Genomic DNA, 22,384 nt, shown 5'->3' on the forward strand with positions numbered 1-22,384 from the left:
TGTCAAGCAGCGTTTTTTATAAAAAACCTTAATTCGAAAAAACATTCGGCAAATGCTCGAAAAGGAAGTAAAAAGTACATGTTCATATTGTGGGGTAGGCTGCGGTGTTGTTGTAAAGAAAGACGCACGAAACCGCATAGAAGTCTCGGGGGATAAAGACCACCCCGTTAATAAGGGCATGCTTTGTTCTAAAGGAATGAACCTGGACTATGTGGTTAATGATACTTCAGACAGGATTCTGTACCCCGAAATGCGCTGGAGCAGGTCTCATCCCCGGGAACGGGTGAGCTGGGACGATGCCATGGAAAGAGCTGCAGGTGTTTTTAAATCTATTATTCGAAAGCATGGTCCAGACAGTGTTGGAATTTATGTCTCCGGACAGTGCCTTACTGAAGAATATTATATTGCGAACAAACTTACCAAAGGTTTCCTGGGAACTAATAACATCGATACCAATTCGCGGTTATGTATGAGTTCTGCCGTTGTGGGGTATAAGAAAACTTTTGGTGAAGATTCTGTCCCGGTGAGTTATGAAGATATAGAACTGGCAGATTGTTTTCTAATAGCCGGTGCAAATCCCGCGTGGTGCCATCCTATTCTTTTCAGAAGACTGGAGAAGCATAAAGAGGAGAATCCCGATGTAAAAATTATTGTGGCTGATCCACGGAAAACCGATTCTGCAAACTTTGCAGATCTGCACCTTCAGCTAATTCCGGGGACAGATGTTATTCTTTACCACGCAATCGGCCGGCAATTAATAAAAAGAGGATACGTAGACAAAAACTTTGTCAAGAAACATACCGAAGGTTATAAGGAATACAGGGACAAAGTAATGTCGCTATCTCTAAATCAGTCGGCGAAATTATGCGGAGTTCCGGCTGGTGATATTAAGAAAGCAGCAACTATTATTGGGCGTTCCAAAGGCTTTATCAGCATGTGGGCCATGGGACTTAACCAAAGTGCTGTTGGTTCTGACAAAAATTTTTCTTTGCTGAATCTCAGCCTCGTCACCGGTCACGTAGGAAAACCCGGTTCCGGCCCCTTTTCTTTAACCGGACAGCCGAATGCAATGGGAGGACGGGAAGTAGGAGGGATGGCAAACCTGCTGGCCGTTCATAAAGATCTTGCCAATCCAGAGCACAGGAAAGAAGTGGCGCAGTATTGGGGTGTGGAAGAAATTTCAGCTAAACCGGGATATACAGCCACAGAAATGTTTGATGCGCTGGAAGAAGGTAAGCTGAAGGCGGTATGGATTATTTGTACCAATCCGGTGGTGAGTATGCCCAATGCAAGGCAGGCAGAGCGGGCCCTCAAAAATGCCAAATTTGTGGTAGTACAGGATATTTCCCATAAATCTGATACCGTTGCGTATGCAGATCTGGTACTTCCGGCGGCTGGATGGCTGGAAAAAGAGGGCACGATGACCAATTCGGAAAGAAGGATTTCTTACCTGAATAAAGAAATTCATCCTCCCGGCGAAGCTCGTCCCGATGTTGAAATTCTGTGCGATTTTGCGAAGAAAATGGGCTTCCGCGGATTCAATTACAACAGTACCGAAGAGATTTACAAAGAATACGCTGCGATGACCAAAGGTACAAAGATCGATATCTCGTACCTTAATTATGACCGACTCAAAAACGAAGGTACTTTCCAATGGCCGGTGCCCGAATATCGTCATCCCGGGACCAAGCGTCTGTTCGAGGATAAGAAATTTTATACCCCTTCAGAAAAGGCAATTTTCAATGTTCCGGAAAGTGTGGAGAATACCTCGGCGAAGCCAAATGAAGAATATCCGCTGATTTTAACTACCGGAAGGATTCGGGATCAATGGCATACGATGACGCGTACGGGAAAAGTAGCCCGGCTCAAAACACATTATCCCGATCCTATCCTGGAAATGAATCTCGTAGATGCATATCTCAACCACATCAAGGACGGAGACGTCACCGAAATTAAAAGTCCGAACGGAACAGTGAGAGTCCGTGCGAAAGTTTCCGAAAATGTGCGGGAAGGAGTCGTGTTTCTGCCAATGCATTGGGGAAAAAAGCTGAACAACGACCTTAACCGGGCGAACAATTTAACCCACACAAAAGTAGATCCAATTTCCAAGGAACCTGACTTTAAATATACTGCGGTTTCAGTTTCCCGGTTCAGAAAAAAACAGGAAAAAATACTGGTAATAGGAGCAGGGGCCGCATCTTTCAGGTTTATTCAGAATTATAGGGAACATAACCTCGAGGACGAGTTGCACGTATTTTCCAAGGAAGCTCATCCTTTTTATAACCGCGTTTTACTTCCGGAGTATATAACTGAAGAATTAACCTGGGAGCAGCTTTTAAAAATTAAAGAGAAGGAACTGCAAAAGATGCGGATAAATCTTTATTCGGAAACCCACATAACAAAAATAAATACTGAAGAAAAATCGGTTTTGGATTGTAAGGGAAACACCCATACTTTTGACAAGCTCATCCTGGCCACCGGTAGCCGTGCCTTCACTCCCAAAGATGCGCAACTGCAACTTCCCGGAAGGTTTACGATGCGGAGTAAGGAAGATGCCGATAATTTTAAAGCTTATATGGAAGCAACAAAACTTCCGCCAGAGCAGCAACATGTTGTTATTGTTGGCGGCGGACTTCTAGGCCTGGAACTTGCCGCAGCTTTAAAACATAAAAACTTCAAAATTACCATTGTTCAGCGTTCGTCTCGGCTAATGGAGCGTCAACTGGATATTACTTCCAGTAAATTGCTTGCGCAGGACGTGACCGAGCGAGGAATTCAGATTTATTTTGATAATGAAGTAAGTACTGTTTTTGACGATGAGGATACAGGAGAACTAAATGTTACATTAAAGAGCGGAAAGATAATTACCGCACATTCCATAGTCTATGCGATCGGAACGCGACCAAATATTGAAATTGCCAAGGAAAGCGGGGTCGTTTGTGGCCGAGGAGTGAAAGTGAACCAGCATATGCAATCTTCCAATCCTGATATTTTTGCTTTGGGAGAGATCGCGGAGTTTGAAAATAAGCTATTTGGAATAACATCTGCAGCAGAGGAGCAGGCAGCTATTCTTGCCAATTTTATGGCCGGGGACATCAGCAGTACCTACAAAGGTTCGGTTCTAATGAATATTTTAAAGTTTAGTGATCTGGACGTTTGCAGCATTGGGGATATCAATATTCCGGAAAATGACGACAGTTATGAAGAAATCGTCTTTACCGATGTCAGGAAGCGCTATTACAAAAAATGCATTGTAAAGGACGATCTTCTTATTGGTGCTGTGTTGATGGGGAATAAAGATGAATTTGCCGAATTCAAGAACCTTATAGAAAGTAAAATTGAATTATCAGATAAACGGGATAAACTACTCCGTGGTGCGGGCAATGAAAAGCCGGTCTTAGGCAGGCTCGTTTGTTCCTGTAGCCAGGTGGGCGCCGGGAATCTTGAGGAAGCCATTAGTAAAGGCTGCACCAATTTTGGAGAGCTTTGCAAACAAACCGGGGCGGGTCTCGGCTGCGGAAGTTGTAAAACTGAAGTCCGGGAAATACTTAACACATCAAAAGAACTGGCATGAGAAAAAATGTTCCAAGAATAATCGTAAAAGGCGGTGTGCTTTCACCTGCGGAATTAAAATCTATCGCAGAAACCGCTGAAGCTGCAGGGCTAAAAACCATTTCTTTTGGTTCGCGGCAGGACATTTTACTTCCGGAAGCTACAGACGAAACAAATCTGGAGAAATTTGAAGATTTATCTATTGTAAAGCCCTATTGCGATGCTATAGAGAACATTGTATCCTCCTATGTTTCCACAGATATTTTTCCAACAACGCCATGGCTCACCGGCGATCGTTATTTGTACATTCTGGAACAAATAAGGTATGAACCAATCCTCAAAATTAATATTGTAGAGCCTCGACAAAGACTGGTACCATTGTTTACTGGGCATTTAAACTTTATAGCTTCAGAACATGAAGATTACTGGTATTTGTACATAAGGTTGCCAGACTGGGAGAGGGTAGAAATGTACCCCGCGTTAATTTACAGTTGGGACATTGGCAAAGTAGGGCAGGCAGTGGAAAATATCCTGCAGGAAGAGCCGGAAACTATTGAAATGATCTTCGATTTGGTGAGCGACGCGGTGGATACCGAAAACCGGACTGTAGACAAACCGCTGGAAGTCCCGTTTTATCCTTTCCCATATTACGAGGGGATGAACCGTACGGGAACCGGAAAATACTGGCTGGGATTGTATTGGAGAAATAACAAATACGATCTGGAATTTCTGAAGGCGATGTGCGATATGTGCGCCGAGTCGAAAATTGGAAGAATTTGCATCACGCCCTGGAAATCCTTTATTGTAAAGGGAATTCCCGTAGAGACAAAACTGCAATGGGAAAAGTTGCTGGGCAAATTCGGGATTAATGTGCGCCATTCCATGCTGGAGCTTAACTGGCATTTACCGGTTGCCAATGACGAGGCATTGAGGTTAAAAAAGTACCTTGTCGCCAATTTTGATCAGAACGATATTAGTACGTACGGACTCACCTTTGGAATTGCCAATTATACCAGGAGGGTTTATTATTTCACTTCAATTGTAATCGAGAAGAACAAAACTCCACAGGATTTAACCGAATTTGAGATTCGGGATACCTTTAATTTGCTGTACGCGAAGGATTTTGATCCCAATACGCGCGAATATATTACCCATGTGCAGGATGTGGATAAAGTGGAATTGCCAAGCCTGCTCATGGAGTTAAGTCAGATGTATTTTGAGCAGTTGGGAAACAAAAAGGAAGAAGAAAAACCTGTTGGCCCACGAAAAGAAACTGTGGAAGCCGAAGTTTTTCAGTGTCAGGAGTGTTTGACGGTCTATGACAAAGCTTATGGCGATGAGACGCAGGGAATTCTGGCCGGGACAGCGTTTAAAGAGCTGCCGGAGGAATATGCCTGTCCGGTTTGTGAAGCTCCCAAAGCATCTTTTAAAATGAAGGTGTTTGTAAAGCAGGTAGATTAGGTTCAATATTATTGTATTGGAAAAGAGTCAGGATCGCTTTGCTACAAGAATCAAGAACTAGGATTAACAGTTGTTTTTACTAAAGATCGATAATTGCCATTTTAAGGGTGTCGCTTTGAAACTGAAATTTTTCTGCAGATCACTTTTCAGGATTTAGCTGAAGGGATTGTCTGGAAATAAGTCGGTGCTCCAAAATGGCAATTATCGGCCTATAATGACGAAGAAGATCATATTTATCATCTGTAAATCGAAAATTTCAGCTTTTTCTGATCACCAAAAGTCAATTTTGGTGGCATTCTGAAGAAAAATAAGGTTTTACAGAGCAATTAATTCTGAAATTCTCTTCAAATCCTTTAATAAAGACTTGTTTGAAGGCAAGATTCTGCTTTTTTCTACTTCCGAAGAGATTATTCACCATATCAGATCTAAATTGTGTTTAGCTGAGGTGCTTTTTGATCAGAAACACATTAATTTGCGCAAAAAGGGGTAATAATTGGCAAATTTTGATAGGCATCAAAAAATCACGATTGCAGAGAATTGATACTGAAATCCTTCCGAAGAATTAAGCAGAAACAGGTTCGATGTCCAGGTTCTGGTAAATAAAATCATCTTCCACAAGGGCAGATAATTGATCATTTCCAACTTCCACAACTTCTCCAATAACAATGATTGCAGGGGAGGAGAGGTTTTGCTCCGCAACCTTTTTCTGTATATTCGAGATATTTCCAATGGCACGACGCTCATTTTCTTTTGTCCCATTCTGAATAATAGCAACGGGAGTTTCTGCTTTTCCGTGTTTTGTAAACACTTCAACAATTTCTGAAAGTTTGCTCATCCCCATAAGGATCACGACCGTGGCTTTGGATTTTGCTGAAAGTTCTACGTCTTCAGATAATTTGTGATTGGTGGTAGTGCCCGTAAGTACCCAGAAACTTTGTGCAACTTTCCTGTGGGTAACCGGAATCCCGTTGCTTGCAGGAACCGAAAGTGCCGAAGATATCCCCGGAACCACTTCCGAAGGTATTCCAGCTTCAGAAAGATGGTTCATTTCTTCACGACCACGACCAAAAACAAACGGATCTCCGCCTTTTAACCGAACTACGTGCCCATATCTTAACGCATAAGCCACAAGCAAATCGTTGATCTGGTCCTGCATATAAGAGTGGCAACCTTTTCTCTTCCCGACGAAAAGCTTCACGGCATTTGGCGCATGCTTCAGGATTTCTTCATTTACCAGCGCATCATAAAGTACAGCTTTTGCATTCTGCAGGGCGTTAACGGCTTTAAGGGTCAGCAATTCGGGATCACCCGGCCCGGCACCAACTAAAGTAACTCTAGGTTTTATGTTTTCTGAACTTCTCATCTTGAAACTGTTTAATTTTTCATGCCCGGAGCTTCCTTATTCTTTCCGTAGCGCTTAATTTTGTAATACAAATATAGCATGCAAATACGTAGAATAAAAATAAATATAAGTATTTATACGTAAATTTAATTTTACATGTTTATTTTTGAGCCAACCAATACTTCTCATTATGAAAAACTACTACTACACTTTCCTGATCTTTTTTATTTTTTCAACTACTGCTCTTTCTCAGACTTTTACGCTGGATGCAGATATCAGGCCACGTTTTGAATACCGCCACGGTTTCGGAAATCTCTTTCCGGATAATGCAGATCCTGCTGCCTTTGTCACTCAGCGTTCCAGGTTAAATTTCGGATATGTGGCAGACAGGCTGCAGGTTTTGGTGAGTGTACAGGATGTGAGCACGTGGGGAGATACGCGGCAGATTTTGATTAATGATGGTAATGATTCTTTTTCGCTGTTCCAGGCCTGGGCAAGAATGCAGTTGAGCGACGACTGGGCTGCGAAAGTTGGCCGGCAGGTGATTTCCTATGACGATCAGCGGATTTTTGGGGGACTGGACTGGGCGATGCAGGGACGGTTTCACGATGCGGCGCTTCTTCAGTATAACAAAGGTACTTTCGCTATGGATTTAGGATTTGCGTATGGCCAGGAGGAACAGCGGCTGTTTGGTACTCCGTACACCATATCCGGATTCTTTTCCTATAAAACAATGCAATATGCCCACCTTAAAAAAACCTGGAGTAACAGCGCGGTGAGCCTGTTATTTTTAAATAACGGATTCCAAAAATTTACCGGGGCAGATGGGGATATTGCAGATGGGGTTTATAACAGGCAGACTGCGGGATCTTATTTTCAATTTCCGTTATCTGTGCTGAAATTTTCGGGTAGTGCCTATTATCAGTTTGGGCAGGCGAATCCTGTTCAGGATTTGAGCGCATATCAGGTTTCGCTGGAAGGAATTTACAAGCCCGGAAACACTCTTTTTGGTCTCGGACTGGAACTTCTTAGCGGTACCGACCAGGGCAGTACAGGCGACAATAATTCCTTTTTTCCTTTGTACGGTACCAACCACAAATTCAACGGATTTATGGATTACTTCTATGTAGGCAATCATGCCAACAGCGTTGGATTAAACGATTTTTATGCGAAGACGGTTTTAAAAACCGGAGCAACATCTTCTTTACTTCTAAAAGCCCATTATTTTAGCTCGAATGCAGCCCTGGCTGGAGATGCAGACAGGTATTTGGGCACCGAAGTTGATGTGGTTTTCACCCGTCCTGTGGTGAAGAATGTAGTGCTTAACCTTGGTTACTCCCATATGTTCGCTTCAGAAAGCATGAGTTTGATTAAAGGCGGAACAACCAGCGACAATACCAACAACTGGGCATGGGCGCAGCTAATCATTAATCCGCGTCTCTTCCAGTTTCAGGTGAATGCAGATTAAGTTGAAGGATTTGTTGATTAATATTCTCTTTTTCATGGTTTTTCTAAAGCAATTCTGCTATATTAGTAGAAACAAACAAGATATTAAGTAAGCAGTACTTAATACTTAATTAAAAATCACTGGAGACTTTATTGATACAATGTAAAACATTGAACAACAAGAAACTTTAGGCGAAATAACCTACAATAAGAAAAAATCATGAAAAGTCATCTGATTTTTATTCTACTCACTTGCATATTTTTAAGTTGTTCTCCCAATGATGTTGAAATTTCTGATAATTATAAATTCGACGGAATGGGCGGAATTAGTTGTGAAGTTGAGGGGGCTTTATTAAAACCAAATTTTGAACTTTATGGTAACGCAAGAGCCCGTGGTGACTCTTATCCTGATGGGACACCAATTTTCAGTATCAGCTTTTCTAATGATTTAAATCCTGAATTAGAATTTCAGCATATCCGTATACTATTAATAGATGCTGATTCGAGAAACGACTTAACTGGACAAAACTTTATTTTAAAAAAGGAGGAAAATGGACAAAGTTTTGGAGAGTACGGTTCACAACAATTTGGAGATGGAGCAACAAATTCTAACTATACAGGCGAAGTAAAAATTCTATACCATAATAGAGAAGAAAGAATTATAGGAGGTGATTTTTGGTTTGATGCTGTAAATGATAGTGATGAAATCCGTGAAGTAAGAAATGGAGCATTTGATATGTTCTATTATTAAAGAAAACGTTTGCCAGACTATAAAAACTATGCTAATCTTGTTTTGAACCGAGACTCCGTGCTTGCTTGCTGATTGTCTTCTGAACAATCATGCTCACCAGCTCGCACAGTTTTTTATGGGACGTTTGGTGCATTTGAAAGAAGTTTTAATCTAGAATAGAAAACAAATGAGAAATATAATCCTTCTGACTATTATCGGCCTAACAATTTTGAGTTGCTCAAAAGATAATAATCCTGATCCAGAATTAATTGGAAGATGGATTTGGGAAGGTTCTTCAGGAGGAATAGCAGGAATTACGGAAACACCTGAATCCACTGGAGACAACAGAGAACTAGATATTTCAGCTGATTCGATAAAAAGCTATTTGAACGGAACTTTGAATTTCCAAACAGCATATTCTACTGAAACAAGAGAATCTGTAATATTTAATGAACCTCGCGAAATGGTTATTCAAGAGAACGGATTTAGACAAATTATAGAGTTTAGTGGAGGCAAATTAATTTTAATTGGGGATTGTTACGACTGCTATATCAGTGAGTATATTAAGGAATAAAACGACACCACAACAAAGTATAAAAGCAAAGAACTGAGTTAAAAACAAGTTCTTAAGCTAATTTCGAGACAAATTTTTCATCATACGACAAACCTGATTTAGCAATTGCAAAAGCTGGTTTTTAATAACCTTTAAAAAGCAGTCTTTAACGAACAAATTAAAGTCACCAAACCGCAACTTGAGTTATACGAGGCGTTAGCATTAATTGTAAAAAATTAGCCAGGATTAAACTGATAACTAATTATGAACAAACCAACTAAGATTTTCCTAATCTTAATCGGAATCGTATCCATTGGAGTAGGAATTTCGTCATATATATCTGAAAAAGACCCTTTTGATACTTATTTTGCAATAGGTATCGGAGTGGCTTTAATCTTTACTGTCATATCAATAAAGCCTGAGAATAAACCAAACTAACTCCATTGGGTTTGAAAAAACATTAAGCTTAATTCCAAATTGGAAAGTTTCGAAAAGCCGTACGTAAGAATTCATACTCGAACTGGAATTGATTGTGCTGCGCTGCTCCCTTTATTAAAACCTGCGGAAACCTAAATCGCCAGCTCGTAAGATTTTTATAGGGAATATTGTGAGTCATTTGAAGTAACCAAAACAAATAATAGACGTTTGAACGATAAGGATACAAAACGACTTTCACGACTGACTGCAATTTTAACTCAATTGCAAACAAAACGACTTTTGACGGCAACCAGCCTTGCTGAAAAATTTAATGTGAGTGTACGTACAATTTATCGGGACATAAGAGCACTGGAACAAGCAGGAGTTCCTATCTTCACAGAAGAGGGAAAGGGCTATTCATTAATGGAAGGCTACAAAATTCCGCCAGTTATGTTTTCTGAAGCTCAGGCAAATGCACTCATACTAGCGGAACAATTGGTTCTTAAAAACAAGGACAGTTCATTTATTAAAGATTATTCAGAAGCTATTGATAAAATTAAAACTGTCCTGAGACAATCTGATAAGGATAAAGCCAACTTACTGGCTGATCGTACCCGCTTTGAGCAAAACCTGAACAGAGAGAGAAACAGCAATAATATTTCGCAACTGCAATATGCTTTGACCAACTTCTTTTTGACTAAAATTACTTATACAAACGAAAAAAATATAACTTCAAGTCGAATTATTGAGCCATTCGCGGTAATCAGTACGACAGAGAATTGGTTGTTAATTGCCTGGTGTCGCTTGCGTAAAGCATTTAGATACTTCCGGTTAGACAGAATTACCAAAATGGAAATTCTTCCGGAGAAATTTGCCCCCCATAAGTTGACCTTGCAGGAATTTTTTGATAAATATTATTAATTCGTATCAGACCCCTGACATAAGGCTGTCACAAGTGCATTTTATTTTTGTGATTCAATTTAAAAACAAATAAAATGCAAAAAACATCATTTGATCCCTGGAGTTGGGGTAAAGACACAAATTCAGTACAGGCAGTAGAAGTTAAACAGCCAGAAGGAACACTCTATTGTTCAGGACAAGTAGCCATTGATGCTAACGGAATACCAAGTAGCGCTGATATGCGAAATCAGCTAATCCAGACTATCGCAAATTTGGAACAACTGGTAAGTGAGTCAGGCTATGAATGTAAAAACATTGTTAGATTAAATGTTTACACCACATCCACTCAGGAATTTTTCACAACTTGTATGGATGTTTACGTTCCTTTTATTCAAAAGTACGAGCTTCAACAATCTACCACATTACTTGAAGTAAAAGGACTTTTTGCCACATTAACGGTAGAACTTGAAGCAACTGTAGTGAAATAGAGTGAAGAAAGAAGAGATAGAAATATTTTATCCAACAAGCCTTACAGCCTGGAGAAAGTGGTTAACAAAAAATCATCTTTCCAAACAAGCTGTATGGCTTGTTTTTTATAAAAAAGCCTCAGGCAAAAAATCCTTAACCTGGAGCGAATCCGTAGATGTTGCTTTGTGTTTTGGTTGGATAGACAGTAAAAAAATTAAAATTGATGAAATAACTTCACATCAGTATTTCAGTAAACGGAAATCAAAAAGCACCTGGTCGAAAATAAATAAAGAAAAAGTCCAACGTCTAATTGAGAATGGTCAAATGATGGCACCAGGTTATAAAAGCATTAAAACTGCAAAGCAAAACGGTTCGTGGACAATATTGGATCAAGTGGAAGAGCTAATAATCCCAAAGGACCTGGAATTGGCATTTAAAAAACAAAGTGGTTCAAAGGACTTTTTTCGAAGCTTAAGTAAATCGGCAAGAAAAGCATTATTAATAAGACTTGTACTCGCGAAACGACCTGAAACCCGACAAAAACGTATTGAAGAAATTTTTAAGCTTGCAGGTCAGAGCCAAAAATTCATATCATTTGGAAAAAATAAAAATTTTTAAAAATGCATATAAAAAACAATGCTTACTTTGCTCTCAAATTAGAGTATGCGGCGCGGTTTCCTTCGTCGGAACCGACGGATAAATGGCACCCGCACGTACTGTTTTTTATACAGGACGTTTTGCGCAAGCCATAAGAAATGTATTAACAAAATTTATAAAATGAAAATAGGCAAAGTATTTATTTATTTGATAACCTTTATACTAATAAATAGCTGTTCACTTAGTAAAGCCACTGGATATCTTAAAGAAGGAAAAACAGAACAGGAAAACTTTAAAGTTACTTTTCCTTTTGAGATGAAAAAAGGATGGATAATTGTACCCGTAGAAATAAAAAATAAAACTTATAAATTTCTTTTAGACACAGGAACACCTACTCTTGTATCAAAAGAATTGGCTGAAAGTTTAAATATGAAGGTTATCGATTCTGTAAATGCTTCTGATGTCTATAATGAATCACAACAAAATAAATATACAAGAATAGAAAATATTAAAATTGGAACAGTAGGTTTTGTTGGAACAACAGGCTTGATAAATGATTTTAACGCTACACCAATATGGTCTTCTTTAAATGTTGACGGATTTATAGGGGCAAATTTGATGCAACACGCAATTTGGGATATAGATTTTAATCAAAAACAAATTACCATTACTGATGATGAATTAAAATTAAGCTTACCTGAAGAGGTAATTGAGAATAAGCTGTTTATTGGAGTTGGAGGAGTACCTGCTATCGCCAGTAAAATAAATGGAAAAAAGGTGTGGAATTTTACAGTAGATCTAGGATATAATGGAGATATCGTAATACCATTTTCTGAATTTAAAAAGCAAATAGAAAATGGTGAAATTTCAGATTTCAAAAAATCTAATACTCAGAGTATTGGAATTTACGGAAAACAAAATAGAACAAAGGAATCTTATACAGGTGTAATTGATGAAATAGAATTCGGAAATTCTACTCTAAAAAATGTAAAGGTGTATTCAGAAGAATATTTAGATAAGGCGTTTGGTTTGGATTTTTTTAGAAATTATAGGGTTATTCTAAATTGGAATAGTAAAAAAATAAAGTTGATAGAAAATACTAATTCTTAAACGCACAACATCGGTTATAAAAAAAGTGGGTTTTACCGCAAAGGAGTAAAAATGGTTGCCGACAAATGGGCGTCCAGATCCAGTATTCAACAGATAAAACCAAATCGCTAAGCCGCAACTACTGTAAAATGGAAAGTTGTCAGCAAGCTGAAAAACAACTATGAAATTTAAGTTTTCAATATTAGTAATTTTTCTTTTTCTTACTGGCGGACTGTACGCCTGTGAATGCATATTAACTATGTCAATGGAAGAAATGGTAGAGGAGGCTGACGTAATTTTTTATGGAACCGTTGTTGGCGTGGAGGATCAAAATGATCCGGTTTATGCAGAGAATGTCAAATATTACACATTAGGGGATGATTATGCAAAAATAGGTGGATTTGAACCTGTTTTTAAAATAATTGAAAGTTTTAAGGGGGACTTAAAGGATCAATTAGTAGATGCAAAATTCCATTATCAGACGGAATGGACCAATTGTGATCGATTATATAAGATCGATTACAGCTATATTTTTTTTGGGAATTATGATGATGAAGGTACTATTAGAACCAATATCTGTATGATGGGAGGAATAGTCAAAGATTTAGCCCTTCTCGAGGAAATAAGAGATCATACAAAAATAGAATAACGTACAGCGAAAACGAGCTGCCAACATCTTATTGACAATGCCTAAATTAGTCTCGAATAAAAAACTCCTGCTTTCGTATTTAGTGGATTGTCCTGCGCTGTTCCCTTTGATCGGAACCTGCGGATTAATGAAGGGTAGGATAAACTCGCCAGCTCGTCCTATTCTAAGGGAAGTTAGCAGTAATGGGAATAATATTTAAAAAAATGAGGATACGAAGAATTTTTCAAATCATTAGCTATTTACAATATCCTTTGATGTTGCTTGCGTTGTTTTTTTCCATTAAACCTTATCTGAGGGGTTTCGAATATGTTGTTCATAATTTAGATGTTTTATTACAATATTATAATTATGTTTTAATTTTTGCTGGATTAAGCATAAGTTTTTCCACACTCCAGGACACCCGAAAAGTACAAAATAATTTTTCCAGAAAAATATGGGAAAATCCCAGGAAAGGAAAGAAGATGATAGGACTTATTAGCGGGTTAGTAATTCTGGTCCTGGGATATGGAATATTTGGATATTTTATTACAGAAAATGAAAAAATAAAGGAACTTTCTTTTGGAGCAATTGTACTTGGAATAGGGTTAATCGGCTTTTTAAAAACGGCTATTGAGGTTTTTGATAATCACAGACTCGATAAAAACACTATCCCGGAAATACATATAAGTAAGGTTAAACTAGTTCCTCTTCAGAAGGCGGTGGTCGGTTACAAAAACTGATTATGCTTCCTTGTTGTATAGCGGGACATAGACGCGTCATTTAAGGAAAAACTCAGGCCTTATGTTGGGAAGTACAAAGAATTTATCGACGAGCTTGAAGAGGATAACCCTTACGGAGTGCCTATTGGTTTAGGAAACTGGGCAGGAAGCGGATACATTGTGAACTTTGGTACCACCATTGCTTTTGCTAATAAACATTTTCCTGATATTATTGACGCCAGCCACGCATTTAAAACTACCGACTGGCTGTTTGGTAATCATCCATACCACAATTATTCGTTAGTGACAACCGTAGGTGCGGCTCGTCCTAAAGAAGTATTTTATGGGAATAACAGGGCAGATTTTTCATTTATTCCAGGCAATGTTGCGCCAGGTATATTGTTCAGGAAACCAGACCATTTTGAAAATTACGACGACTGGCCATTCTTGTGGGGGCAAAATGAAGGTACAATTGGTGGCAATACCAGTTATTTAATTTTTGGATCAGCTTTTAAAGATTTGGTTATAGAAACTGAGTAATAATACAACTTGAATCAGTAGCTAATTCAATATGTTTAATTTAAGCGCAAGAAATAAAGCCAATAATCAGGTTTATTACTTGCGCTTTTTTTTCGAGTTTAGTAAAAGCTCGTATCGATCTGTGAATAGCAGGAGCAAAGTTTAGATGACAAAAAAAATATTAAGCAAACAAATCTGCAACCCTATACCCACCTGTTTTCGGCTAAACTATTCTTGCCGTACATTTGCTGAAAAATTGACAATCTGTGCGATAGCATTTTATGGGTGAGAGCACTATTACAAAATCCAAAGACAGAATTGATACCGTTGATGTATTGAGAGGATTTGCACTGGCAGGTATTTTATATGCTCATATGATCATTTGGTATACAGGTGCTGCGTTGCCGGCAGAGGTATATTCGAAATATAATAGTAAGCCAGACGGAATAGCAATGGGTATTTTTGGTGCCCTCGTATTCGGAAAATTTTTTTCTGTTTTTTCATTTTTGTTCGGACTGAGCTTTTACCTGCATTTCCGAAAAAATAAATCTAAATCTGGTTATCTGAAAGTTTATAGCTGGCGCTTGTTCCTGCTTTTTCTTATAGGAATTGTGCATCATATCGTATGGCGCGGGGATATCCTGGCGATCTATGCTATTTTGGGAATGATACTGCTCTTTTTTCGGAATCTTCCCCCTAAGCTGCTTCTGGTACTTTCTCTGTTGCTAATCATTAATCTTCCCACTCATATTTTTGAGCTTTTTTTGACGGAACAAACTAATGCCGATGTGAGTCTACCAATGGAAGAGGAGGCACATAATTATTATGATCTTGTACAAAATGAAGGTTTTAGAACAGTATTAAAGGATAACTGGAATTCCTGGCCTGCAAAGATTGAGTATCAGTTAGAAAGCGGAAGGCTTTTAATGACCTTCGGATATTTTCTCCTTGGTTTTTATGCCGGCTGTACAAGACTGTTTACCGCTATAGAAAAAAATATTCCGAAGTTTGAAAAATGGAACACCTCAACTGAAAAAGCGGTTCTTTTCCTGCTGTTTATAGGAATGCTGATGTACCTGCTTGACTTTGTCACTATTCCCGGAATAAAAGTAATTCCCGAACTGAAATGGATTGCAAGTTTTTTATTTAGTACCTATAATGCCTGTCTCACCATTTTTTATATTACCGGGATTATACTTTTGTATAGAAGTAATTATTTTCAGAAACTATTGAAGCCGCTGGGAGCAATGGGTAGAATGGCATTGACAAACTACCTGCTGCAAACGGTATTTGGCCTGTTGCTCTTCTATGAATTTGGATTAGATCTATTTGATAAAACCACTCCTGCTGTAAATGTAATTCTTGCTATCGGAATCTTCTTTTTACAGTTAAAATTCAGTCAGTACTGGTTAAATTATTTTAAGCAGGGGCCGGTGGAGTGGTTGTGGAAGGGATTGACCTATTTCAGGTTTTCTTCTATTAGAAAAAAGAACGCTGCCAGTTCAGAATCGTAAAATATCACTTTTCAACTGAGAATGTAAAGGATTACGGAAACCTTCAGAAGAAAAAAATGTTTGCCGAAAATTGCTATTTTGGAGCACTAATCTGAATGAAGTATAATTTTCAGAATCGATTAGACTGTGCAATTTGAGACTATGGTGAAGATAAAGCTTCAATATCTTTTAATCTTTATTTACCTGATAATTTTAGGGTGTAAAGAGACACCTTCTTCCGAAGGGCCTGTTCAGAAAATTGATTTATCTGAATCAGAAAAACAACGGCAACAGGAAATTATAGAAGAACATTTAAAGAACGGCGCCTGGAAATACCAGATTTATTCGCAGGAATGGCAGAGGGAAATAGATAGAGGTCTTGCCAAAGATTCAACAATTGCATATCTGTGGCAACAAAAAGCAATGCCTCTTATTAAACAAGGGAAATATGAGATTGGTCTGCAATATTTAGATAAAGCAGTGAAATACGACAGGCGGAAATGGCAGGATTACAGGGCTTTTACTAAATGTATTTTTGCAAATACCTATAGAGATGCCATAGAGGATTTTGTAGATTATAAAAAAGAATATGGTTATGGTTATGTAATGGATCATTCTTACGATTTTTATATCGCACTTTCATATCTACAACTTAACGAATTCGAAAAAGCAGAAAAGGTCTTTAATTCAGATTTTGATTATATTCTGAAGGAGAAAGGGGAGGACTGGCTACATCACCTGGATTTGTTCTACTTTGGTTTAAGTAAATATGAGCAGGAAAAATATGAGGAGGCCATTGAAATATTTGATTTAGCTCTTAAAATTTATCCTGAATTCTCAGATGTACAGATTTATAAAGCAGTATGTTTAAGAAAACTTGGAAGACCTGAGGAAGCTAAGAAATTTGATGAACTGGCAGAGATAAATGGAAAAAAAGGCTACACCATAAATGAAGCTAACGCCATTTATGAACGGTATCCATATCAAATGCGATGGGGAAATTAAAAATAATTAGAAAAGTTTGTAATAAAATGGATTATCCCGTCACTTATTCAGTATAACTAAATTTTAGAGATTATGGAAAAGTATTTAAAACCACTAATATTCAGTGCTAATCTGAAGAGTCCAGGGAGCAAGAAAACAATTTTATACTGGATTGTAATTTTAATTTTTCTTGGGGTCGTTCTTTCAATGGCCGGATATTTTACCGGTAAAGCTCTGTATTATTTCACTCATTAGTTTTTTTGGGGAGCACGAAAGCCTATATGCCGATAATTGGCATTTTTGGGGCATCGTCTTGCGATGATGCGTTACATTAATCTGAATATTCGTTTGTCATTTCGATTTTTTCAGAAACGATTAATTTTTAACTGAAGAAGATAGCTTAAATGTGGAGCATAAAAAATGCCGGAATTTCCATTCCGGCATTTTTAGTTTTGCTAGTAGCGAGAACGAGATTTGAACTCGTGACCTCCGGGTTATGAACTTGATGTTTTATCTATGCAATTTCAACTAAAACCATGCAAAATATTTGATTTACAGTGCTTTATATAATACCTGATCTTAATTAGAAGGTATTAAAATCAAATTATTCTGTACTTATTCTGTACTTATTCTGTACTATTCTGTACTTATTCTGTACTAACTGCCTAAACATTTCACTATCTTTACTAAGTTTTAAATCAGATCATTATGGCTAATGTAAAGATTGTTTTACGGAAGAACATGATAAGAAAGGATGGCACAATTCCCCTTGCATTGAGGATTAGTGAAAATTATAAAACAAATTATCATTGGCTTGGACAATATGTTTTTGAAAAGGACTGGGATAAAACTGCTGGAAAAGTTAAGAGAACTCATCCCAATTATAGAAAATTGAACAATTTTTTGATGAAAAAGTTGACCGAGGTCAATGATATTTATTTTGAGTCGAAAGATCGTATTACTCCCAAACAAGCCAAACAAAAATTAAAAGGTCCTGGAGGCTTAAAATCTTTTTTTGCATTAGCAGCTGAACGTATAAAGGACAAATATGAAAGGGGGACATTCTCTGTAGCCAAATCTGAATTGTCAATCCTCTATAATTTAGAAGAATTTTTAAATCTAAAAAAATCTAAAAACAAATCTACAGTTATCAAAGAGATCAAAGAACGACGTAGAGAGCGTATAAGTAGGGCAAAAAGGGCCGAATATATGTGGATGGATGGAGTGAACTATTTTCAAAAAAGTACAGCTTTACGATTTCAGGAAATTGATGAGGCATTTATAAATAAATATAAAACTTTTTGTCTTTCTTATTTAAACCAAACAACTAGAACTGTTACGAATCAGCTTATTTTTATTAGAACACTTTTTAATCTAGCAATAAAAGAAGGTATTATTGATCAAAAATATTATCCTTTTGCAGGGGAAAAAGAGAAAATTCGAATTGGTTCTGGTAATAAAATCGGTCTAACTATAGAAGAGGTTGAAAAAATAGAAGTTCTAAAATTTGAAGAAGGTGCTTCAATTTGGCATACTCATAATGTATGGTTGTTTGCTTTCTATTTTGCAGGCATACGTATTTCTGATGTGGTTAAACTGAAATGGTCTGATTTTAAAGATAATCGTCTTTATTATGTAATGAATAAGAATGAAAAGGCATTGAGCTTAAAAATTCCTGATAAAGCCGAAAAAATATTAAGCTATTACAGAAAGGACAAGATACTTTATAATGGATATGTATTTCCTTTTCTAAAAAATGTCCATCCTAAAGATGCTGAAGAAATTTATATTAAAACAAAAAATGCTACCAAACTTCTCAATAAATATCTAAAACGAATTGCAGAGGAATGTGGTATAGATAAAAATTTATCCAATCACATTGCAAGACATAGCTTTGGGAATATTGCAGGTGATAAAATTCATCCTTTGATGCTGCAAAAGCTCTATCGACATAGTAATCTAAAGACTACTCTGAATTATCAGGCCAATTTCATTCATCGAGATGCTGATGAAGCTTTGGATAGTGTGATAAATTTTTGATTAGGTGAGACTTTCCCGTAACGTTTGAAAGTTTAAAAAAGTGATTTTAGACACTATCCCTTAAAGCGTGGAAATTTAAAATAAAAGTGTTTGACTTTAAAATCTAAAACTGAACTCTTTCTTCGTAGATAGTCAAGAACTGATTGAGGACGATTCCCGAGTTTCTAATAGGCGTTGACCATTTTTTAATTGCTTCCTTCGGAGCTAAATATACAGATTTGATTACAGCATCATCGGTTGGTGAGGATAATTGGTTGTTGGTGTACTTTCTGATCTTCCCGTTCAGGTTCTCAAAACGATTGGTGGAATAAATAATTCGTCTGATCTCCAGCGGAACTCATAGAAGACGGTAAGGTCATTCCAGTTGTCTCTCCAGCTTTATTAGCATAAGAGTATGTGGAGTTCCATTTGTTGACAAAATCCTCCAGAGCAGCTTCTGCTGCTTGTTGGGGAAGTGCATCATAAATGAGCTTAATGTCTTTGGTAAAGACTTTTTTATATTTCCAAACTACATATCTACAGGTATTTAAAGGATGATTTTACCCGGCAACGATATCACTGCTGATTCGGTCTGTAATTCGGGAGTAGAGACATCAAAACCATTAACCTCAGAGATGTGTTCCTCAAAATCGCTATTGCTCATTCCTTGATATTTTCGATGGCATCAACCATGTTCTGTCCCTTGGGAACAAAGGATCCAACCCGGTCTCAGGAACCTTTACAGTGCCTTCACCAAAAGAACTCCAGATCTAGACTTCTAGTGCTTATCATAATCGAAATGGTCATCCAATTCACACTCAAGCATTTTCTCCAATCCACGTTTTTAAAGTTGATTAAAAAATTCCAAGTTCTTCTCCTGATTTAAACTCTTTTAAAAATTCATCATCGAATAAATCTTTTTCATTGTGTAAATATTATTGTCTGGAATTTGCAGGCAAGATTTAAAAGACTTGGAGGTTGGCAAACCTACATGTTTTACATTTACACAGTTTATGAGATAGTCCTAATTTTTTATTTATTGGATGTCCGCTAAAGTGAGTACTTTTGTTCATAGTATTTGATTTTGTGGTAAAAACCAAATTACTCTAAAGCGGGAAACCCATCAAGGGAATCCCGCTTTTAAAAATTTAACCGGACACAAATGTTTTTAAATATCCTTCTTCCTCAGATTTAGGAGTTAATTTTTCAATGTATGTATTTGAATATTTTTTGCGGTTAGAATTCTAGTTTTTACGATTTCCTGGTTTTTGTTTCATCTTATCTTTCATTTTTTGCATCATCTCTGGATTTTCCATCATCTTCTGCATCATTTTTTCCATCATCTCGGGGTTTTCCTGCATCATTTTTTGCATACTTTGTGTCATCTGTTCACGCATTTCCGGATTTTTTCGCATCATTCCGTGCATTTTTTCCATTATTTGCTTACGCATTTGCGGATTTTCCTGCATTTTTTCCATCATCTTCTGACGCATTTCCTGCTTATCCATCATTTTTTTCATCATCATTTCCTGCATTTCAGGATTTTCCTCCATCATTTTTTGCATATGCGATTTCATTTTTTCTTTCATTTCGGGATTATTGGCCATCATACCTTTCATTTTTCCCGATTCCATCATTTGCATGTGTTCCTGTATCATGATTTTTTTAGCCTCTTCACTTTGCTGAGCCTGGCCAATAAATTCCTTAAAATTATTCGGATTCGATATAATTTCCTGATAGACCGCATATCGATTTTCATTTACATCCATCGTTTCGGCAGCATTGAAGGTTGATTTACAGCTAAGTAAAGTGCTTGCTACTCCAATAATCATTAAAGTTTTTACTATTGTTCTCATATTCTAGTTTTAAAAATTATTAAATCGGTTATTTAAATTTATAAAAAGTTTATTTTTTCTGGTCCTGTTCAACTCATTAAGGATATTAAGGAGCTTTTATAAAAGTAGTTTATATAATATCTATCCCTTTTCTTATGAAAGGCTTTATTTTATGAGGAAAATTCTCATCATTCCCATATCCTCATGTTCCAGATTATGGCAATGATATACAAAAGACCTTTAAAATCGTTGAAATCCATTATCAAACGAATTTTCATTCCGGGCATTAATAAAACCGTATCCTGCCATCCTTCGTGAATTATACCTTCTTTGATAGAATTCCAAATCGATACGGTTTTCCGGCTTTCAGTATAATTCTGAGTTTTAGTTTTTTGAGTTCGTTTTTCTTTCTCCAAATTCTGGAAAATTTACTCGATAATCGAGATTTAAATACTCCGAAGTTGTTTAATTTAAACGTTATCCACTATTTTTTGTAGTTTATTTCCAATTTCTGTGGCGATCTCTTCTAAATCTTTGTTTCCTACCGCCTGCATAGATGCCGAAGGGTTTACTGCAGCGATCGCAATTTTACCCTTTGCCACTTCCTGAACAATTACATTACAAGGCAACATAGTACCGATCTTATCTTCGGCTTTTAGTGCTTTGTGTGCGTAGGGAGCATTGCAGGCACCCAGGATTTGATATTTTTTAAAATCAACATCCAGTTTCTTCTTTAGGGTAGCTGCTATATCTATTTGGGTGAGCACCCCAAAACCTTCCTTTTCCAATTCATTGGTAACTTTTTTAATTACTTCTTCAAATTCTCCCGACACTGTTTTGGCAAAATAATATTTCATACATTTTTCTTTTTAAATGATTAACTCATGAAAATAAATTTATATAAAGAGACTTTCAGTAACAATTGTTACATAAGATTTTAAGCTTAATCGTCATCTGCGGCTTTTCTTTGAAAAAGTTCAAGTTATTAAAGATGATACCCTCGAAGAACTCGAAGTAGTGGAAATTGGTATTTTACATGATTTTCTAACTCAAAAGAAATTTTATTTAAATGTATAACTTAAATAGTTAGCAATTTAATTAGTTGAAGTATAAACCATAGGAGCTAAGGTTCTTGTGGTTTACTATTTTTTCTCAAATCTCTGTGATAAATTACTACTTTTGTAGTCTGTGCGTACAAAATCTCAAATAAAAGCTTTATTCCTCCTTGGTATCTTTATGCTGATGTCTCTTCATCAGATAATTCCACATGCACACCATGCACATGGGCAGGAGAAGAAGGAGGTTGCGCATCATCATCATTCCGGTGAAGATCATCACCACGAAAAGAAGCAAGAAGATAAGCAGGGGGGATTCTTGTCCTATCTGTTGGCCATTCATTCGCATACGATTGCTTTGAATGAAATTCCGGTTATTAAGGAATATTCCGAGGATGTAAGATTGCAAAAGACAGAAGCCAAAAAGAAAGCCTCAAATAAATACTATTCAGAGAATTGGGTTTTAGCTGATCAAGATTCAGAAAGTTTTGAAATTTATCAGCCTCCCAATGAATATTTCAACCCTTATTTATCCATACTCTCACTTCGGGGACCTCCCGACTTAGTTTGATTAACT

The 22,384-nt window shown here is 37.2% G+C and carries 21 protein-coding genes and 1 pseudogene; 17 read left to right on the forward strand and 5 right to left on the reverse strand.

Annotated elements, in window-relative coordinates; genetic code table 11:
* The first annotated feature begins 52 nt into the window (after nt 1–52).
* Together RM549_RS08865 and RM549_RS08870 are read left to right on the forward strand one after the other, a co-directional pair.
* Complete coding sequence (locus RM549_RS08865) at nt 53–3,574, forward strand: molybdopterin-dependent oxidoreductase (protein WP_311683869.1); 3,522 nt, start codon at nt 53–55, stop codon at nt 3,572–3,574.
* Complete coding sequence (locus RM549_RS08870) at nt 3,571–5,013, forward strand: rubredoxin (RefSeq protein ID WP_311683871.1); 1,443 nt, start codon at nt 3,571–3,573, stop codon at nt 5,011–5,013. Before RM549_RS08865 ends, RM549_RS08870 begins: the two co-directional genes overlap by 4 nt.
* A gap of 562 nt (nt 5,014–5,575) precedes the next feature.
* On the opposite strand, the gene cobA is transcribed toward RM549_RS08870, so the two are convergent.
* Nucleotides 5,576–6,376, reverse strand: coding sequence for a uroporphyrinogen-III C-methyltransferase (cobA, locus tag RM549_RS08875; protein WP_311683873.1), 801 nt, complete (start codon nt 6,374–6,376; stop codon nt 5,576–5,578).
* Between the two features lie 169 nt (nt 6,377–6,545).
* On the opposite strand from cobA, the gene RM549_RS08880 reads away from it, so the two are divergent.
* The 14 genes from RM549_RS08880 (at nt 6,546) to RM549_RS08945 (ending at nt 18,938) form a co-directional block, all read left to right on the forward strand.
* Complete coding sequence (locus tag RM549_RS08880) at nt 6,546–7,823, forward strand: alginate export family protein (protein ID WP_311683875.1); 1,278 nt, start codon at nt 6,546–6,548, stop codon at nt 7,821–7,823.
* A 198-nt stretch (nt 7,824–8,021) separates the two neighbouring features.
* The gene (locus tag RM549_RS08885) at nt 8,022–8,552 is read left to right on the forward strand and encodes a Riean_0653 family protein (protein WP_311683877.1); all 531 of its coding nucleotides are present in this window, start codon (nt 8,022–8,024) and stop codon (nt 8,550–8,552) included.
* 166 nt (nt 8,553–8,718) lie between these two features.
* The gene (locus tag RM549_RS08890; protein WP_311683880.1) at nt 8,719–9,105 is read left to right on the forward strand and encodes a hypothetical protein; all 387 of its coding nucleotides are present in this window, start codon (nt 8,719–8,721) and stop codon (nt 9,103–9,105) included.
* Nucleotides 9,106–9,348: 243 nt separating this feature from the next.
* Nucleotides 9,349–9,522, forward strand: coding sequence for a hypothetical protein (locus tag RM549_RS08895; protein ID WP_311683882.1), 174 nt, complete (start codon nt 9,349–9,351; stop codon nt 9,520–9,522).
* 207 nt (nt 9,523–9,729) lie between these two features.
* A complete protein-coding gene (locus tag RM549_RS08900) occupies nt 9,730–10,422 on the forward strand; it encodes a helix-turn-helix transcriptional regulator (protein WP_311683884.1) in 693 nt (230 codons plus the stop codon).
* A 74-nt stretch (nt 10,423–10,496) separates the two neighbouring features.
* On the forward strand, nt 10,497–10,889 hold the full coding sequence (locus RM549_RS08905; protein WP_311683886.1) for a RidA family protein: 393 nt from the start codon (nt 10,497–10,499) through the stop codon (nt 10,887–10,889).
* 1 nt (nt 10,890) lies between these two features.
* Nucleotides 10,891–11,487 (forward strand): YdeI/OmpD-associated family protein, encoded by a 597-nt coding sequence (locus RM549_RS08910; RefSeq protein WP_311683888.1) that lies wholly within the window; start codon nt 10,891–10,893, stop codon nt 11,485–11,487.
* A 159-nt stretch (nt 11,488–11,646) separates the two neighbouring features.
* Nucleotides 11,647–12,576 (forward strand): retropepsin-like aspartic protease, encoded by a 930-nt coding sequence (locus RM549_RS08915; RefSeq protein ID WP_311683890.1) that lies wholly within the window; start codon nt 11,647–11,649, stop codon nt 12,574–12,576.
* 238 nt (nt 12,577–12,814) lie between these two features.
* Nucleotides 12,815–13,204, forward strand: a complete 390-nt coding sequence (locus tag RM549_RS08920; RefSeq protein ID WP_311683892.1) for a hypothetical protein — start codon at nt 12,815–12,817, stop codon at nt 13,202–13,204.
* A gap of 203 nt (nt 13,205–13,407) precedes the next feature.
* Nucleotides 13,408–13,923 (forward strand): hypothetical protein, encoded by a 516-nt coding sequence (locus tag RM549_RS08925; protein WP_311683894.1) that lies wholly within the window; start codon nt 13,408–13,410, stop codon nt 13,921–13,923.
* A gap of 117 nt (nt 13,924–14,040) precedes the next feature.
* Nucleotides 14,041–14,442, forward strand: coding sequence for a hypothetical protein (locus tag RM549_RS08930; protein ID WP_311683896.1), 402 nt, complete (start codon nt 14,041–14,043; stop codon nt 14,440–14,442).
* Nucleotides 14,443–14,702: 260 nt separating this feature from the next.
* Nucleotides 14,703–15,935: a DUF418 domain-containing protein gene (locus RM549_RS08935; RefSeq protein WP_311683898.1), complete on the forward strand. Its 1,233-nt coding sequence runs from the start codon at nt 14,703–14,705 to the stop codon at nt 15,933–15,935.
* Nucleotides 15,936–16,076: 141 nt separating this feature from the next.
* Nucleotides 16,077–16,919, forward strand: a complete 843-nt coding sequence (locus tag RM549_RS08940) for a tetratricopeptide repeat protein (RefSeq protein WP_311683900.1) — start codon at nt 16,077–16,079, stop codon at nt 16,917–16,919.
* Nucleotides 16,920–17,606: 687 nt separating this feature from the next.
* Nucleotides 17,607–18,938, forward strand: a complete 1,332-nt coding sequence (locus RM549_RS08945; protein ID WP_311683902.1) for a tyrosine-type recombinase/integrase — start codon at nt 17,607–17,609, stop codon at nt 18,936–18,938.
* A gap of 103 nt (nt 18,939–19,041) precedes the next feature.
* Here the strand turns inward: RM549_RS08945 and RM549_RS08950 are convergent.
* The 4 genes and pseudogenes from RM549_RS08950 to RM549_RS08965 all read right to left on the reverse strand — a co-directional run.
* Nucleotides 19,042–19,846 (reverse strand): annotated as a pseudogene (locus RM549_RS08950) (transposase); the annotation flags it as partial.
* Nucleotides 19,847–20,161: 315 nt separating this feature from the next.
* The gene (locus tag RM549_RS08955; RefSeq protein WP_311683905.1) at nt 20,162–20,773 is read right to left on the reverse strand and encodes a hypothetical protein; all 612 of its coding nucleotides are present in this window, start codon (nt 20,771–20,773) and stop codon (nt 20,162–20,164) included.
* A gap of 144 nt (nt 20,774–20,917) precedes the next feature.
* A complete protein-coding gene (locus RM549_RS19485) occupies nt 20,918–20,965 on the reverse strand; it encodes a hypothetical protein (RefSeq protein ID WP_265165396.1) in 48 nt (15 codons plus the stop codon).
* A gap of 257 nt (nt 20,966–21,222) precedes the next feature.
* Nucleotides 21,223–21,609: a DUF302 domain-containing protein gene (locus RM549_RS08965; protein ID WP_265164270.1), complete on the reverse strand. Its 387-nt coding sequence runs from the start codon at nt 21,607–21,609 to the stop codon at nt 21,223–21,225.
* A gap of 385 nt (nt 21,610–21,994) precedes the next feature.
* On the opposite strand from RM549_RS08965, the gene RM549_RS08970 reads away from it, so the two are divergent.
* Complete coding sequence (locus RM549_RS08970; protein ID WP_311683909.1) at nt 21,995–22,378, forward strand: hypothetical protein; 384 nt, start codon at nt 21,995–21,997, stop codon at nt 22,376–22,378.
* The last annotated feature ends 6 nt before the right edge of the window (nt 22,379–22,384 follow it).

Source organism: Autumnicola patrickiae, assembly GCF_031846525.1.
Classification (GTDB): domain Bacteria; phylum Bacteroidota; class Bacteroidia; order Flavobacteriales; family Flavobacteriaceae; genus Autumnicola; species Autumnicola patrickiae.